Annotated in this window: 13 protein-coding genes and 1 pseudogene; 7 read left to right on the top strand and 7 right to left on the bottom strand. The window is 63.4% G+C overall.

Annotation, left to right across the window (positions count from 1 at the left end):
* Position 1 precedes the first annotated feature (1 nt).
* The 6 genes and pseudogenes from NKL06_RS15100 to NKL06_RS15075 form a co-directional block, all read right to left on the bottom strand.
* On the bottom strand, positions 2-1,048 hold the full coding sequence (locus NKL06_RS15100) for an NAD(P)-dependent alcohol dehydrogenase (protein WP_023693093.1): 1,047 nt from the start codon (positions 1,046-1,048) through the stop codon (positions 2-4).
* Positions 1,049-1,063: 15 nt separating this feature from the next.
* Positions 1,064-1,875, bottom strand: a pseudogene (locus NKL06_RS15095) (carbohydrate ABC transporter permease).
* Between the two features lie 11 nt (positions 1,876-1,886).
* Positions 1,887-2,753 carry a carbohydrate ABC transporter permease gene (locus NKL06_RS15090; protein WP_023683583.1) on the bottom strand — a complete coding sequence of 289 codons (867 nt, stop codon included), beginning with the start codon at positions 2,751-2,753 and terminating at the stop codon, positions 1,887-1,889.
* Between the two features lie 97 nt (positions 2,754-2,850).
* A complete protein-coding gene (locus NKL06_RS15085) occupies positions 2,851-4,122 on the bottom strand; it encodes an ABC transporter substrate-binding protein (protein ID WP_023693095.1) in 1,272 nt (423 codons plus the stop codon).
* 229 nt (positions 4,123-4,351) lie between these two features.
* Entirely contained in the window at positions 4,352-5,269 is a 918-nt protein-coding gene (locus NKL06_RS15080; RefSeq protein ID WP_023671262.1) for an AraC family transcriptional regulator, read from the bottom strand.
* A gap of 94 nt (positions 5,270-5,363) precedes the next feature.
* The gene (locus NKL06_RS15075; protein ID WP_023693096.1) at positions 5,364-6,173 is read right to left on the bottom strand and encodes a helix-turn-helix transcriptional regulator; all 810 of its coding nucleotides are present in this window, start codon (positions 6,171-6,173) and stop codon (positions 5,364-5,366) included.
* Between the two features lie 113 nt (positions 6,174-6,286).
* On the opposite strand from NKL06_RS15075, the gene NKL06_RS15070 reads away from it, so the two are divergent.
* The 6 genes from NKL06_RS15070 (at position 6,287) to NKL06_RS15045 (ending at position 12,685) form a co-directional block, all read left to right on the top strand.
* Positions 6,287-7,423: an ABC transporter ATP-binding protein gene (locus NKL06_RS15070; protein ID WP_023693097.1), complete on the top strand. Its 1,137-nt coding sequence runs from the start codon at positions 6,287-6,289 to the stop codon at positions 7,421-7,423.
* Positions 7,404-8,567, top strand: coding sequence for an ABC transporter substrate-binding protein (locus NKL06_RS15065; RefSeq protein WP_023693098.1), 1,164 nt, complete (start codon positions 7,404-7,406; stop codon positions 8,565-8,567). The genes NKL06_RS15070 and NKL06_RS15065 overlap by 20 nt, the downstream gene beginning before the upstream one ends.
* A gap of 61 nt (positions 8,568-8,628) precedes the next feature.
* Positions 8,629-9,492, top strand: coding sequence for an ABC transporter permease (locus NKL06_RS15060; protein ID WP_023693099.1), 864 nt, complete (start codon positions 8,629-8,631; stop codon positions 9,490-9,492).
* On the top strand, positions 9,492-10,304 hold the full coding sequence (locus NKL06_RS15055) for an ABC transporter permease (protein WP_023693100.1): 813 nt from the start codon (positions 9,492-9,494) through the stop codon (positions 10,302-10,304). Before NKL06_RS15060 ends, NKL06_RS15055 begins: the two co-directional genes overlap by 1 nt.
* Positions 10,305-10,332: 28 nt before the next feature.
* Positions 10,333-11,094 (top strand): SDR family NAD(P)-dependent oxidoreductase, encoded by a 762-nt coding sequence (locus NKL06_RS15050; protein WP_023693101.1) that lies wholly within the window; start codon positions 10,333-10,335, stop codon positions 11,092-11,094.
* A gap of 187 nt (positions 11,095-11,281) precedes the next feature.
* Positions 11,282-12,685: an MATE family efflux transporter gene (locus tag NKL06_RS15045; RefSeq protein ID WP_023693102.1), complete on the top strand. Its 1,404-nt coding sequence runs from the start codon at positions 11,282-11,284 to the stop codon at positions 12,683-12,685.
* Positions 12,686-12,917: 232 nt separating this feature from the next.
* Here the strand turns inward: NKL06_RS15045 and NKL06_RS15040 are convergent, their stop codons facing one another.
* Positions 12,918-13,352, bottom strand: a complete 435-nt coding sequence (locus NKL06_RS15040; RefSeq protein ID WP_155927176.1) for a MerR family transcriptional regulator — start codon at positions 13,350-13,352, stop codon at positions 12,918-12,920.
* 69 nt (positions 13,353-13,421) lie between these two features.
* Here NKL06_RS15040 and NKL06_RS15035 point away from each other — a divergent pair, with 69 nt between their 5' ends.
* Positions 13,422-15,683, top strand: a complete 2,262-nt coding sequence (locus NKL06_RS15035) for a heavy metal translocating P-type ATPase (protein ID WP_023693104.1) — start codon at positions 13,422-13,424, stop codon at positions 15,681-15,683.
* The last annotated feature ends 120 nt before the right edge of the window (positions 15,684-15,803 follow it).

Genomic DNA, 15,803 nt, shown 5'->3' with positions numbered 1-15,803 from the left:
GTCAGCCCTTCTCGCCGGTAAGCAGGATTTGCAGCTTGACGTCTTGCGGCTTGCCTTGCGCCGCCCGCTCGAAGGCCTTGATGCTGTCGGAGAAATCATAAGTGCCGGTGATCAGCGGCTTGAGGTCGACCTTCCCCGAGGCGATCAGCTGCAGCGCCCGGTCGAAGATGTTGGCGTAACGGAACACCGTCTCGATGCGCACTTCCTTGGAGATCGCCGCCGGAACGTTGAGGCTGACCGGTTCGACCGGCAGTCCGACCAGCACCACCGCGCCGCCCGGCCGCACGACATCGAACAGGTCGGCGAATGCCTTCGGGCTGCCGCTCGCCTCGAACACGATATCCGCGCTCCAATTGTCGGTCGCGGCGGAGACTGCGTCGACCAGCGATTGCTCGCTGATATTGACCGGCACGATGCCGGGATATTGTGCGGCAATCTCGAGCTTGGGTGCGGAAAAATCGGAGATCAGCACCTTCGAGCAGCCGCCGGCCAGCGCCGCCAGCGCGATCATGATGCCGATCGGGCCGCAGCCGACGACGACGGCGACGTCGCCAGGCACGATGCGGGCGCGGCTCGCCGCCTGCATGCCGATGGCAAAGGGTTCGACCATCGCGCCTTCGGCGAAGGTGACATTGTCCGGCAGTCTGTAGGTGAAGGCGGCCGGGTGCACCGCATAGGGCGCCAGCACGCCATGCACCGGCGGTGTCGCCCAGAAGCTGACATCGGGATCGACATTATAGATGCCGAGCCTCGTCGCGCGCGACGACAGGTTCGGCACGCCCGGCTCCATGCAGACGCGGTCGCCGACCTTCAGCGTGCCGACATTGGCGCCGACCTCGACGATCGTTCCCGCGGCTTCGTGGCCAAGCACCATCGGAGCCCGCACCACATAGCTGCCGATCGCGCCATGCGTGTAATAGTGCACGTCGCTGCCGCAGACGCCGACCGTGTGGATGGCTATCTTGACATCGCCCGGTCCGACGTCGAGCGGCAGCGCGATCTCGCGCAACGACAGTTCGCCTTTTTTCTCAAGCACCAGTGCCCGCATCGGTAAGTCCTCGCATCAAGTCTTTTTTTGCCGGAAAACGGAATTCAGGAAGCCGCTGAGCACGCCCAGGAACAGCAGCGGCGGTAGCGACAACAGCACGACCGAGGCGTTGAGGATTCCCCACGGCACGTTCATGCCTTGCTGTGAAAGTTCGGAAGCGACGATCGGCAATGTCTTGGCGTTGGAACTGGACAGCATCAGCGCGATCAGGAATTCGTTCCACACCAGCACGAAGCTGAAGGCGACGGCGCCGATCAGCGAGCGCGCCGCTACCGGCAGCGCAATGCGCCAGAACACCGAGTAAGCGCCGTAGCCGTCGACGAAAGCGGCTTCCTCGATTTCCTTCGGCACGGCCTGGAAGGCGGGAATGGCGAGCCACATGATCACCGAGATGGTGAGCAGCGAATAGGTGACGATCAGCGCCGGCAAGGTGTCGTAGAGCCCGATCTGCAGCCAGATCACCATCAGCGGAATGGCGACTGCCACCGGGGCAGGAAGCGCAGCGACAACACGAAGAACTGGATGTCGCCAGCGAAGCGATTGGGATAGCGCGCCACCGCATAGGCTGCCGGAAGGCCGAGCATGACGCCGATCAGCACGGCGACGCCGCAGGAAATGACCGAGTTATAGAGACCGGCCATGACGCTGTCGCGGCCGATGATGTAGCTGATATTGTCGAAGGTCGGGGTAAACACCAGGCGCGGCACGCGGGTGATGATGTCGACATTGTTCTTCAGCGAATTGACCGCCGTCCAGGCGAGCGGAAACACCGCCATGAAGCCGGCGAAGGCCAGGATGATCTTGCCGATGAGGCGGCCCGGTCTCATGCGATACGGCCTCATGCCTGCACCCGCTTCCACAGCATGGTGAAGGTGATGACAGTCGCGATCATCATCAGCACCGCCATGGCCGAGGCATAGGACACCTTGCCGGATTCGATGAAGCCTTGCGAGAAGGCGTACATGTCGAGCGTCTCGGTCGCCACGCCCGGCCCGCCGCGCGTCATCACATAAATCAGGTCGAAGGAGCGCAGCGATTCGATCATCTTGACGAACATCAGGCTGATCAGCGGCGCCTTCAGCATAGGCAAGGTCACATAGGCATGGATCTGCCAGCGTTTGGCGTGGTCGAGCCGCGCCGCTTCGATCGGCTGCGGCGGCAAGGTCTCCAGAAGCTTCAGCACGATGACCGCGAAGAACAGTCCCCACTGCCAGACATCGACCGAGGCGACGGCAAACAGGGCCGTCGACGGCTTCGACAGCGGGTCGAAGATCAGCCCGCCGGTGATCAGCCTGTAGGGATAGGTGGCGATGCCGTAGAGCGGATGATAGGCAAACTTCCACACGAAGGCCGCCGAGACACGCGGCAACAGCACCGGGATGATGAACAGCAGGCAGTAGATGTTGCGCAGCCGCGGCGACGCTACTTCGAACATCAGCACGCCGAGCCCGATCGCCACCATCATCGTCGCCACCACGGTGACGATTTCCCACTTCACCGAAACCCAGACCGCGTTGAGGAAACGCCGGTCGGCGAACAGGTCGATGAAGTTCGACAGCCAGACCCAGGAATAGTCCGACGAGCTCAGCTCGCGGTTCTGCAGCGCAATGACGATGGCGTACAGCGTCGGCACCATCGACAGCACCAGAAGAATGGCGAGCGTCGGAACCAGAAACGTCACGGGCAGGGAAGAGCGTCGGCGCATTGCCTATCCTCGGGCTGTGCCTTTTGGGGAGAACCCGCGGCGCACAGGTCCCGGCATCCGGTCGAATGCCGTGGACCGCGCGCCGCGGGCGGGAGGATTACTTCTTCTTCACCAGCTCGTTGGCGTAGGCCTCGAGTTCGTCGAGGCCGCCCTTGACGTCGGTGCGCGTGCCGGTGACCAGCTCTTCCAGGATGATGCCCCAGCGGTCGCCGAGATCCGGCCAGCGCGGATCCTGCCAGAAGTTCACCGCCGTCACCTTGCCGGTATCGGCAAGCGCCTGGCCGAGATCGGCGCCGTAAATGTCGGCGAACTCCTTGCTGGACAGCACGCTGGTGCGGTTGAGCTCGCCGAATTGGTGCGCGTCGAGCCGGCGCTTCTCGTTCTCCTTCGACGTCGCCCAGGCGATGAACAGGCCGGCGCATTGCTTCGCGGCGTCATCGGCATTGGCCTTGGCGGCGATGGCGAGGCCGTGGCCGTAGCCGCCGCCGGTCAGTGGCGAGGGCGGCGGCAGGAAGCCGATCTTGCCGACCACTTGCGAGGTCTTCGGGTCGACCGCCATGCCCGACAGCGGCGTCGATTCGACCAAGATGGCAACCTGGCCCGACAGGAAGGCGCCGGTCGATTCATCCCAGCTGCCGGTCTGCGTGCCGGGCGCTGAATCCTTGAACAGTTTAAGATACGTCTCGGTCGCTTTGACCGCGGCCTCGGAGTTGAAAGCCGGCTTGTCACCGTCGAACCATTTTCCGCCATAGGCCTTGAAGAACGGCATCCAGCGCCAGACATTGGCGCCCGAGCCACGCGCGCCGCGCAGCGCGATGCCGTACATGCCCTTGTCGGGATCGGTCAGCTTCGGCACGTCGGCGATCAACTCGTCCAGCGTCTTCGGCGGCTGGATGCCGGCGGCTTCCAGAATGTCCTTGCGGTAGACCATCAGGTCGCCGCCGCCGGTCAGCGGCGCGAACCACACCTTGCCGTCATAGGTGGCGACCTTCTGCCGGCCCGGGTCGAAATCGGCGTAGTCGTAGTCAGCCGGGTAATAGTCGGTGAGCGGCACGATCCATTTCGACGAGGCGAACAGCGCGACATTGGCTTCGTCGACATAGTAGACGTTGTAGTTGCCGACCGTGGACGCATCGGCGCGCGACTTTGCCCGGCGGTCGTTCTCGTTGAGATAGTCGATCTGGAAGCTGGCGCCGGCCAGTTTCTGGAACTCGTCCTTGGACGCTTCCAGCAGCGTCAGCCCGTCACGCGGTTGCGCCAGCACCTTGACCGGCGCCGAGCAGACCGGCGCCGCCAGCGCCATGGTCGAGAGGGTCGTGGTAAGCATGAAAGCTGCGCTTATGCTCGCAGCGAGCCGAATTGGTTTCATTGATTTACTCCTCCAGGAACAGTCGCAGGAAGCGGAAGTCTTCGGTTGCGCGATCCTCGCCATCGCCCGAGCGACAAGCCACCCATCGCCAAAATGAGGAGTTGCTAAAGGCCGCGCTAGAAGCCCCGTTGCAGCAGACCTGTACTTTTATGCATTGTGCGCTGCAAAATCCGGCCCGCCTGCACGGCCTCTGTCACATGAGTACCGATGGAGTGAGGAAGGCCGGTTTTCAGGCGCGCATCGTCATCCGCTGCTTCGACAGCTTGCGGTAGGATGACGGCGTCATCCGGTGCTTGCGCAGGAAGGCGCGGTTGAAGTTGGAGATGTTCATGTAGCCGACCTGGAAGCAGATATCGGTGATCGGAATATCGGTGTCCGCCAGCAGCTTGCAGGCTTGCCAGAGCCGGAGCTTGGCGATGTGGTCGCTGAAACTGTTGCCGGTGTTTTTCTGGAAGAAGCGCGAAAACGTGCTTTCGCTCATCCCCGCCAGCTCCGCCGCCTCCGGCAGCTTCAGGTCCTCGGCGAAGTGCTGGAAGAGATAGGTCAGCGTGCGCTGGATGATGTCCAGCGAGGTTGCGTCGAGCGCGGGTGAGAAATCCGGCGAGGACAAAAGCTCGTATTCGTCGGTCCTGGCCAGCAGATCGACCAGTTCGAGGAAGAGGCAAAACCGGGCGAGCCCGTGCACGGTGCCCATCCTTTCCATCAGCGCAGCGCCGTCGAGCGCGGCGCGGCCATGGAAGACGATGCCGCGCAGCGATCGCTCCAGGAACGGTTCTAGTTCGCGCAGCTCCGGCAGCAGTCCCGCCGAGCCGCGCAGCCGCTGCGGATCGAATTGCAGCACGATGTCGCGTCCTTCGATCAGCTCGCCGGGTTGCACCGATGTCACCCAGTCATGCGGCAGCCCGCCGCCGACGATGCTCAGGTAGCCCGGCCCGAATTCGCCGATGTGATCGCCGACCAGCGCGACCCCGGAAGACTTCCTCAGGAGATGGATCTCGTATTCCGGATGAAAATTCCAGACATTGCGCTCCCAGGGATAGTCGTCGAGCCGCCACAGGAAACTGTCGCTCGCCTCGGTGACGATGTGCTCGAAAGCCGGCACCGTGCGAGGGATCGCGGCCGTGTTCTTTCTGCGCCTGAATGCCATCGTCTGCTCTCCGGGGCGTATGAGGAAGCGACTGGTTTCGGGTAATCCGTAGCAGTCTGTTGCCCGCAAGTGAACGATGTCTGCCTCAGCGATTTCAACGCCGGCTCTCGATGATCTCGATGAAGCGGGCGAACAGCCCGGCCTGGGATTTGATGCCGAGTTTGCGATGGATGTTGCGGCGATGAACCTTCACCGTTCCCGGCACGATGCGCATGGCTCTCGCGATCGACTCGGTGGAATGCCCCTGCAGCACCAGATCGACGACATGCTTTTCGCGCGGGGTCAGCGACAGGCTTTCCCAAATGTGGGCGCGGTCGAACTCGTTGACGGCGGCGATCGTCTCGCCCTGCTCCGCTTCGTCCTGCTCCTCGGCCGCAAGTGCGGGCCAGCGCAACCGGGCGAAGTTGATGACCGCCGGCGCCATGTCGCGCAGCAGCCTGGCATCGGCGGTGCCGAAGGGACCCGAGGCGTGCAATCGCATCAGCGACAGCACCAGGGCATCCTTGCCGGGCAGCGGCACGAAGAAGCCGACCTCCTCGGCCAGCCTTGTCTGGCTATAGTAGGTGCGAAAATACTCGCTGGCATAGAAGCGGTCGGGCGCCAGTTCGCGCATGCGCCAGAACCCCTCCTTGCGCTCCACCGCCGCGTGATGAAATGGGTCGAGCAGATAAGGTCCTTCCTGATAGAGCGTGACGAAGACATGGCTCTCGGCCGGCGAGAAGGTTTCGAACAGCAGCGGCGGTCGCGAGGCGCCGCGGTAACCGAAGATCACGCAGTGGTCGAAGCCGACATGCTGGCTCAACCAGCCGACCATTGCCTTGCCGAATAGGTCGCCGCTCGTCTCCCGTGTCGCCGCGACAAGGGCTGCGAGCCGGCTGTATTCGTCGCTGCGGGACGCACTCAATCTATACCCCCTCAAACGAGAAAATAGATCAGATATACCACCAGCGAGGTATATACTAGACGCCATTGGCTCTGGTAGCGTCCTGGAATAGCCCTGTTGCTGGAGCCAGCACTTTGACCGCAGTGCCCGACATCGAGTTTCGCGGCGTCACCAAGCGCTATGGCGCCGTGACCGCTGTCAGCGGCATCGATCTGGCTGTGCCGCCCTCCGCCTTTGTCGCCCTTCTCGGACCGTCCGGCTGCGGCAAGACCACATGCCTGCGCATGATCGGCGGCTTCGAGCAGCCGAGCGAAGGCCAGGTGTTCATCCGCGGCCAAGACATGGCCGGCACACCGCCCTATCGCCGCCCGGTCAACATGGTGTTCCAGCAATATGCGCTGTTTCCGCACCTCGATGTCGAAGCCAATGTATCCTACGGGCTGCGCCAGGCACGGCCACGCCTGTCGTCGCAGGAAATCGGCCGTCGCGCCGGCGAGGCGCTCGAAATGGTGCGGCTCGCCGGCTATGGCGGCCGCAAGATCCACGAACTGTCCGGCGGCCAGCAGCAGCGCGTCGCGCTGGCGCGCGCACTGGTCAACAAGCCGGCCGTGCTGTTGCTCGACGAGCCGCTGGCGGCGCTCGACAAGAAACTGCGCACCGATATGCAGATCGAGTTGCAGAACCTGCAGCGCGAGATCGGCATCACCTTCGTGCTGGTCACCCACGACCAGGAGGAAGCGCTGTCGATGAGCGACTTCGTCTGCGTCATGAATGGCGGCCGCATCGTACAGCTCGGCCAGCCGAGCGAGATCTATGACGAGCCGGCCGACCTGTTCGTCGCCGACTTCGTCGGCAAGACCAATCTGTTGAGCGGCAAGGTTGCCGGGCATACAGGCGATCTTGTCAATGTGGCGCTGGCGGACGGAACCGTTATTGCCGCGCGCAAACGAACCGCCTTGCAGCAGGGCGAGACCGTTTCTATCAGCCTGCGTCCTGAATCGCTAAGCCTCGGCGCCACCAAAGGCAGCCCTTTCAAGGGCATCGTGCGCAACCGGATCTTCTTGGGCTCGACGGCGGAATACGCCATCGAGGTGCAGGGCATCGGAACGCTGCTGGCCAAGGCCGACCATGTGATCGGCCATGGCAATCTCTTCAAGCCGGGCGAACCCGTCGCCATCGGCTTTGCCTCTGGGACGCCGCTGGCGTTTCCGGAGAACAAGAACAACGGGACCAACCAGAGGGTAGCAAAAAATGTCGAAATCATATCGTGACGGACTGCCGATTAGCCCCGAGAACTTCGTCGACCAGCTGATGCGCCTGAAGCGCGGCTCGATCGGCCGCCGCGATTTCCTCGGCCTCACCGGCCTGGGCATCGCAACCGCGGTGATGGCGCGCGAGCTCGGCATCATGCCGACGCCGGCCTTCGCCGCCGAAAACCTCGGCGACCGCATGTCGATCGCCACCTGGCCGAACTATCACGACCCGCAGACCTTCGAGAATTTCAAGAAGGACACCGGCGTCGCCGTCGAGGTCAACGTGTTCGGCTCCAATGAGGAGATGCTGGCCAAGCTGCAGGCCGGCGCCTCGGGCTGGAGCCTGTTCGTGCCGACCAACTACACGATCTCGACCTACAAGAAACTCGGCATCATCGATCCGCTCGACATGGCCAAGCTGCCGAATTTCGACAGCTCCCAGGAGGACCCGCGCTTCACCTCGGAAGGCACGATCGACGGCACGACCTACGCGGTGCCGAAGAACTGGGGCACCACGGGCTTTGCCGTCAACACCAAGAAGCTGGCCAAGCCGATGACGAGCTGGAAGGAGTTCTGGGACGTCGCCATGGCTGAGGGCGATGGCCGCACCATGGTCCACGACTACCAGCTGACCACAATCGGCAACGCGCTGAAATATCACGGCTATTCCTTCAACTCGCTGAAGCAGGACGAACTCGCCAAGGCCGAGGAGCTGCTGCTCAAGGTCAAGCCGCATCTGTTCGCGGTCTCGTCCGACTACCAGCCGGGCATGCGGGCGGGCGACGCCTGGATGACCATGTGCTGGACGAATGACGGCGCACAGCTGCATCGCGATATCCCGGAGATCGCCTATGTGCTGGGCAAGGAGGGCGGCGAAATCTGGACCGATTTCTACGCCATCCCGAAGGACGCGCCGAACAAGCCGGCCGGCTATGCCTTGCTCAACTATCTGATGACCCCTGAGGTCGCGGTGAAGGAGCATCTGGCCAACGGCGCGCCGTCGACCGACGCACGCGTCAACAAGCTGCTGCCCAAGGAAGTGCTGGACAATCCGATCCTCTATCCGGCGGCCGACCTGTTGACACCGCTGGAATTCGGTGCGGCGGCGACGTTGACCGATCCCGGCCGCGCCGAGCTGATGGCGCGCTTCAAGTCGGCTTGAGGCCGGCCTGACGCAAACGGAAACCGGTGGGCCTATGTCCGCCGGCATCGGGGCGGTTTCCATGCACGGCAACAGATTTCGGTATAACATCCTGACAGCGCTGCTGCTCGCTCCGGCTACAGCGTGGCTGGTGGTGTTTCTGGTGTTGCCGTTCGTCGCCATTGCCGTGTTCAGCGTCGGCGAGCGGGCGCCGGAGGGCGGCTACCAGGCCGCCTTCACGCTGGCGCAATATGCCAACCTCCCGGCGCGGGCGACTGCCTTCTGGAACACGATGATGCTGGCGCCGGTGGGCGCGCTTGCCTGCCTGCTCGTCGCCTACCCCGTCGCCTACTACCTTGCCCTGAAGGCGCCGCAACGCTGGCGGCTGATCCTGCTTGCGCTCGTCGTCATTCCGTTCTGGACCAGCCTTTTGATGCGCACCTACGCCTGGATGTACATTCTGGGCGGACGCGGCATTCCCGCACTGCTGGCCTTTGTCGGCATCGAGGATGTCAGGTTGATCAACACGCCGGGCGCCGTGCTGCTCGGCATCGTCTATGGCTATTTGCCCCTCATGATCCTGCCGATCTATGTCAGTCTCGAGCGGCTCGACCGAAGGCTGCTGGAAGCCTCCGCCGATCTCGGCGCGACCCCGCTCTCAACCTTTCTGGGGGTGACGCTGAAGCTGTCGCTGCCGGGCGTCATGACCGGCTTCTCACTGGTCATGATCCTGCTGCTTGGCGAATACCTGATCCCGACCCTGCTTGGCGGCGGCAAGGTGTTCTTCATCGGCAACGCGCTGGTCGACCTGTTCCTGCAGTCGCGCAACTGGCCGTTCGGATCGGCCATCGCCATCACGCTGGTGGCGGTTTCGGTGGTGGTGCTGATCGCGGCAAACCGCATTTCGACACGGGTGTCGGGCGCCCGCAGGGTGGATCTGATCTGATGCGCGCCTTCGTCACAGCCGTCTTCGCCTTCCTCTATCTGCCGATTGCGTTGGTCGTGCTGTTTTCCTTCAACGCCGGCCGCCATGCCAGCGAGTTCACCGGCTTTTCGGTGCAGTGGTACGGCACGGCGCTGTCGAACCCGTTCCTGGTCGAGGCATTGAAGAACAGCCTGTTCATCGCCACCACCAGCGCGCTTCTGGCGGCGGTGTGCGGCACGGCAGCCGCACTCGGCCTGGCGCGGGTCGGGCCCAGAACCCGCGCCGTCTTCGACGCGCTGATGGGTGCCGCGATCGTCGTTCCCGGCGTCGTCATCGGCATCTCGACGCTCGTCGCGCTGGTCCAGTTGTTTGGCGTGCTCAACCCGTTCCTCGCCTCGATCTGGCCAAACGACCAGCCGCCACGCCTGTCGCTCGGCTATGGATCGATCATCGCCGCGCATGGCCTGTTTTCGATGGCGCTGGTAACGATGATTGTCGGCACGCGTCTCGCCAGCCTCGACCGCAACCTGGTCGAGGCCTCGAGCGATCTCTACGCCACGCCGCTGACGACGTTTCGCTCGATCGTGCTGCCGCAGATCATGCCGGCGATGATCGCCGGCTTCCTGCTCGCCTTCACCTTCTCCTTCGACGATTTCATCGTCGCCTTCTTCGTCGCCGGCGCGCAGACGACGCTGCCGATCTATGTCTTCGCCTCGATCCGGCGCGGCGTGACGCCGGAAATCAACGCCATCGCCACCATCGTGCTCGTCGCCTCGGTTCTTCTGGTGGTGCTTGCCCAATGGCAGCTGCGCCAGCGCCAGCCGTCAAACTGAACAAGCCATCCAGCTGAAAGACAAATTCATGATCCTTAGAGACCGCATCGCCGTGGTGACGGGCGCCGGTTCCGGCATCGGCCGCGCCGGCGCCATGATCATGGCCAGGGAAGGCGCTGTGGTGGTCATCGCCGACTGGGATAAGGCCAGCGGCGAGACGACAGCGGCGGACATCCGGGCAGTGGGCGGGCAGGCCGAGGCGATTGTCACCGACGTCTCTGACGACGCGGCGGTCGGACAGCTCATCACCGGCACGCTCGGCAAGTATGGCCGCATCGACATCCTGCACAATCACGCCGGCATCCAGGTCGGCGGCACGCTGACCGAGGTCGAGGTCGATGGCATGGATGCGTCCTGGCGCATCAATGTACGGGCGCAGTTCCTGGCCGCGCGGCTGGCCATGCCGGCGATGGTCGCGCAAGGCGGCGGCGTCATCCTCAACACGGCCTCGAATTCCGGCGTGTTCTACGACCGCGAGATGATCGCCTACGCGACGTCGAAACATGCGGTGGTGGCGATGACCAGGCAGATGTCGCTCGACTATGCCCGGCACAATGTGCGCGTCAACGCGCTCTGCCCGGGCTGGGTCGACACGCCTTTCAACGAGCCGTTCATCGCCCAGATGGGCGGGCGCGAGGCGATCGAAACCTATGTCCGCACCAGGATTCCGATGGGGCGCTGGGCGAGCGCCGAAGAGATCGCCGAAGCGATCCTGTTCCTCGTCTCCGACCGCTCATCCTTCATGACCGGCCAGGCGCTGGTGATCGACGGCGGCGAAAGCATCGGTTGATCCAAGGGCGGTCGGCAGGAATGGTTCCCGCCTCTGGCTCAATCGCCGGCTGCCCGTCCTCCCTTGCCTTCATGTCGCATTTCGTCCAATAGAACGACGCAAACGCCGCGAAACCGAAGGTTTTGCCGTTTGGAAGTGCGGCTTCCGGCCTCGTTGCCGACGCGCCGCAACCGGAAAGAGCAGGACAATGTCTGCGATCGAAGCCGGCGCTCGTGCGCCGGAAAATCTTTGGCGTCAGGAAATCAGGGCGACGCTGGCGCTGGCCTGGCCGATGGTGCTCACCAATCTCGGCCAGACCGCGATGACCGCCACAGACGTCATGATGATGGGTCGTCTGGGCGCCGATACGCTGGCCAGCGGCGCGCTCGGCGCCAACCTCTATTTCATGCCGCTGATCTTCGGCCTCGGCCTGATGCTGGCGACCTCGCCGATGATCGCCACCGAGCTTGGCCGCCGGCGCTATTCGGTGCGCGATTTGCGCCGCACCGTGCGCCAAGGCCTGTGGCTGGCGATCCTGATCTCGATCCCGATCTGGGTCGTGTTGTGGCATGGCGAGGCCATTCTGCTTGCCATGGGCCAAGAGCCGGCATTGGCGCATCAGGCCGGCATCTATCTGCGCTGGTTGGAATGGGCGGTGCTGCCTTTCTACGGCTATATCGTGCTGCGTTCCTTCATCTCGGCGCTGGAGCGGCCGGGCTGGGCGCTGATCATCGTCTTCGTCGCCGTCGCCTGCAACGCCTTCTTCAACTGGGTGTTCATGTTCGGCAATCTCGGCGTCACCTCGATGGGCATTGCCGGTTCGGGGCTGGCGACGACGCTGTCGAGCACGCTGATGTTCTGCGGCCTGGCAGCCGTGGTGATGCTGGAGAAGAAGTTCCGCCGCTACCGCCTGTTCGGCCGCTTTTGGCGCTCCGACTGGCCGCGTTTCAAGGGTCTGCTGCGGCTCGGCATGCCGATCGCCGGCATCCTCGCCTTCGAGGTGACGATCTTCAACGCGGCAGCCCTGCTGATGGGCCTGATCGATGCGGATTCGCTGGCCGCGCACGCTATCGCAATCCAGATCGCCTCGATCTCCTTCATGGTGCCGCTCGGTCTCAACCAGGCCGTCACCGTGCGCGTGGGGCTGGCCCACGGCGCCGGCAATCCGGCAGGCGTTTCGCGCGCCGGCTGGACCGCCTTCGTCATCGGCGTCTCGTCCATGGCGCTGATGGCGCTGGTGATGGTGCTGTGGCCGCATCTGTTGATCAGCGCCTTCATCGATATGACCGATCCGGCGAACGCCAGGGTGATCGCGCTGGCCGTGTCGTTCCTGGCCTTTGCCGCGCTGTTCCAGATCTTCGACGGCGCGCAGGCCGTTGCCGCCGGCATGCTGCGCGGCCTGCACGACACCAAGGTGCCGATGATCTATGCCGCGATCGGCTATTGGGGCATCGGCCTGCCGCTCGGCGTGCTGCTCGCCTTCCATTTCGGCCTGCACGGCGTCGGCATCTGGATCGGCCTTGCGTCGGGGCTCGCCGTGGTGGCGGTGCTGCTGTTAGCGCGCTGGCTGCGGCGCGACCGCATCGCACCGCCACTTGTCTTTGGGCATTGACGGCGAACCAAGCGGTCCGCCAACTGCCCGAAGCAGTCACTGCAGAGCAGATGTCTGGTATCGCTTTGGGCAGAAAGCTGCCGGTCGGCTTGCGACGCGCAGGTTAAATAGCGGACCATGCGAAAACGCCCCTGGCAGAGTACTTCAACGGCGGAACTCCTGAAATTGCGTCAGTCGCAATCGAGGTCTTCCCATTGTTGGAAATGGAGACCAAGGTGGCCACATGGAGCACTTAAATACGCAAACATTTGTGCTCGTGTCGACATTGATCATGGTCGGCCAAAACCTCGATCACCCGGCATTCGCCGACTCTACCATGGCGGCAGCCTTCAACCATCAGCTCGAGCTCGGCCTGCAAGGCTTTCAGGCTGCGGATACGCTGCGCAACGTCGGCGAGCCGTGCTTGGGCAATGGCGTCAGCCGTTGCACAAGGCTGTAAAGGGTTATCCTGCAAATCAAGTAGAGTGCAGATCGCTTCGATATCGAAGCCCAGTTCGCGGGAATGGCGAATAAACGCTAACCGGCGCAAGTCGCCACCTTCATATTGACGGCGGTTGCCGTCACTTCGCGCTGGCGCGGCAAGCAACCCTATCTGCTCGTAATAGCGAATGGTCGGTACTTTCACGCCGCTTTGGCGGGCGGCTTCGCCAATGGTCACTCCATTCAGCATATTTCGCTTGCTCCTCTAGTCGCTAGAGGATGTAGCGTCGCAGTCAAACGATACAAGAGGAATGTTATGACCGCGCTTCAAGCACAAACCCGTTATCGCGTCGAAGGCATGGATTGTGCCGGTTGCGCCACCAAAATCGATAAGGCGGTACGTCGCATCCCTGGCGTCGAAGATGTCAGCGTGTCCGTCACCGCCGGCACCATGACGGTCAGGCACACGCCCGAGAGTGACCTCGCCGAACTTGAAAAGAAGGTGACTGGCCTCGGCTACACGGTTGCCGAACTCAAGGTAAAGGGAAAGGTCGGGCTGGACGGGGCAGAGCACCATCACAATGACCACGACGATGCGGGCGACTACCATGCGGGCCATGCTCACGCCAGCCACGATCAGGTCAGCGAAAGTCAAGATGACCGCGAGGAGGGAATAGAGGGCCTTCACGGGCACGACCGCGCGCCAACCTCGGGGCCGTGGTGGAAGAGTCCCAAGGGTCGCCTGACGATCGCCAGCGGCGCCGCGCTGGTCCTTGCGTTTGCCATTCACTATGTGTGGCCGGCGTCCGGGGTGTGGGTCTTTATCGCGGCCATGCTGGTTGGCCTGGTGCCTATCGCCAAACGGGCCGTCATGGCCGCCGTCGCAGGCATTCCCTTCACCATCGAAATGCTCATGACCATAGCGGCCGTCGGTGCGGTCATTATCGGCGCCGGCCAGGAAGCTGCCACTGTGGTCTTCCTGTTCCTTGTCGGTGAGCTTCTCGAGGGCGTTGCCGCCGGAAAGGCGCGCTCGAGCATTCAAGCGCTGACCACGCTGGTCCCGAAAACGGCCTTCATTGAAAAGGGCGGCAAGACGCGCGAGGTGCCGGCCGAAAGCCTTGAAGTAGGCGCCATGATCATGGTGCGGCCGGGTGACCGGATTCCCGCCGATGGCGAGATCACCGAGGGTGAGAGCGCGATCGACGAATCCCCGGTGTCAGGCGAGAGCGTGCCGGTGCGCAAATGCGTCGGCGACAAGGTTTTCGCCGGCACCATCAATGGCGACGCTGTTTTGCGCATCAAGGTCACCGCCGTTGCCTCCGATAACACCATCGCGCGCGTCGTCAAGCTGGTCGAGGAAGCCCAGGAGAGCAAGGCGCCAACTGAGCGGTTCGTCGACCGCTTCTCGCGCTGGTACACGCCTGCTGTGGTCGGCGTGGCCGCGATGGTGGCCGTGGTTCCACCTCTCGTTTTCGGCGGCAACTGGAACGAATGGATCTACAAAGGCCTCGCCCTGTTGCTCATCGGCTGCCCCTGTGCCCTGGTCATCTCGGTCCCGGCGGCAATCGCCGCGTCGCTCTCGGCTGGCGCCAAGCGCGGCCTACTGATGAAGGGCGGGGCGGTCCTCGAGGTTCTCGGCAAGGTCACCGCCGTGGCGCTTGACAAGACCGGCACGCTCACGCTCGGCAAGCCCCAGGTCACCGACGTGGTTTCTTTCGGAAAATCGGAGGCCGAAGTGCTGCGTCTTGCTGCCGCCTTGGAGACCGGCTCAAGCCATCCGCTTGCCATCGCCATCCTCGCAAAGGCGTCTGCAGACAAGGTTCAGGCTCCGGCCGTGTCCAAAGCGCAGGCTCTAGGTGGCAAGGGGGTCAAGGCGAACGTGGAAGGCACCGAAGTTTTCCTTGCATCGCCACAGGCGGCCGAGGATACGGCGAAGCTCACTGAGGTTCAAAAGTCTCAAATCGCCGCGCTCAATGACGAAGGCAAAACCGTTTCGGTCGTCCTCGTCGACAACAAGGTGGCGGGCGCCATTGCAATGCGTGATGAACCGCGCCCGGACGCTTTCGCTGGTCTCAAGGCGCTGACGGATTCCGGCATTAAGACCATCATGCTGACGGGCGACAACAAGCGGACAGCTGCCGCGATCGGCAAGCAACTCGGCATCGAGGTCCGCGCCGCGCTACTGCCAGAAGACAAGCAGCGTATTGTCGGAGAGCTGAAGGGAGAGGGCCTCATTGTGGCCAAGGTCGGCGATGGCATTAATGACGCGCCAGCCCTTGCGGCCGCCGATGTTGGTATTGCGATGGGCGGCGGCACTGACGTGGCTCTCGAAACCGCTGATGCAGCGGTGCTGCATGGCCGTGTCGGCGACGTTGCCGCGATGATTGCGCTGTCGAAGGCGACCATGGCCAACATCAAACAGAACATAACCATGGCGCTCGGCCTCAAGGCCGTCTTCCTCGTGACCACGGTCTTGGGAATCTCCGGCCTGTGGCCGGCGATCATGGCCGATACCGGCGCGACCGTGCTGGTGACGGCCAATGCCATGCGCCTCCTGCGCTGGAAAGGGGCAGCGTGACGGCGGCGCCGCACCATGTGCTAGACTTGCGAAATGGCTGGTGCACACCGGCTTCGCCGCACCAGCCATATCGCTGAAGATCAAGCAGGCCTGGCCGGGACGGCCCGTACAGGCGACGCG

This window comes from Mesorhizobium sp. C268A, from assembly GCF_040324475.1.
Classification (GTDB): Bacteria; Pseudomonadota; Alphaproteobacteria; order Rhizobiales; family Rhizobiaceae; genus Mesorhizobium.
This window is presented reverse-complemented; position numbering and strand designations above follow the sequence as displayed.

Coding starts and splice junctions, on each gene's coding strand:
- NKL06_RS15060 (WP_023693099.1), top strand. CDS start 8,629: ATGCACGGCAACAGATTTCGGTATAACATCCTGACAGCGCTGCTGCTC.
- NKL06_RS15050 (WP_023693101.1), top strand. CDS start 10,333: ATGATCCTTAGAGACCGCATCGCCGTGGTGACGGGCGCCGGTTCCGGC.
- NKL06_RS15055 (WP_023693100.1), top strand. CDS start 9,492: ATGCGCGCCTTCGTCACAGCCGTCTTCGCCTTCCTCTATCTGCCGATT.
- NKL06_RS15080 (WP_023671262.1), bottom strand. CDS start 5,269: ATGGCATTCAGGCGCAGAAAGAACACGGCCGCGATCCCTCGCACGGTG.
- NKL06_RS15065 (WP_023693098.1), top strand. CDS start 7,404: ATGTCGAAATCATATCGTGACGGACTGCCGATTAGCCCCGAGAACTTC.
- NKL06_RS15045 (WP_023693102.1), top strand. CDS start 11,282: ATGTCTGCGATCGAAGCCGGCGCTCGTGCGCCGGAAAATCTTTGGCGT.
- NKL06_RS15085 (WP_023693095.1), bottom strand. CDS start 4,122: ATGAAACCAATTCGGCTCGCTGCGAGCATAAGCGCAGCTTTCATGCTT.
- NKL06_RS15035 (WP_023693104.1), top strand. CDS start 13,422: ATGACCGCGCTTCAAGCACAAACCCGTTATCGCGTCGAAGGCATGGAT.
- NKL06_RS15100 (WP_023693093.1), bottom strand. CDS start 1,048: ATGCGGGCACTGGTGCTTGAGAAAAAAGGCGAACTGTCGTTGCGCGAG.
- NKL06_RS15090 (WP_023683583.1), bottom strand. CDS start 2,753: ATGCGCCGACGCTCTTCCCTGCCCGTGACGTTTCTGGTTCCGACGCTC.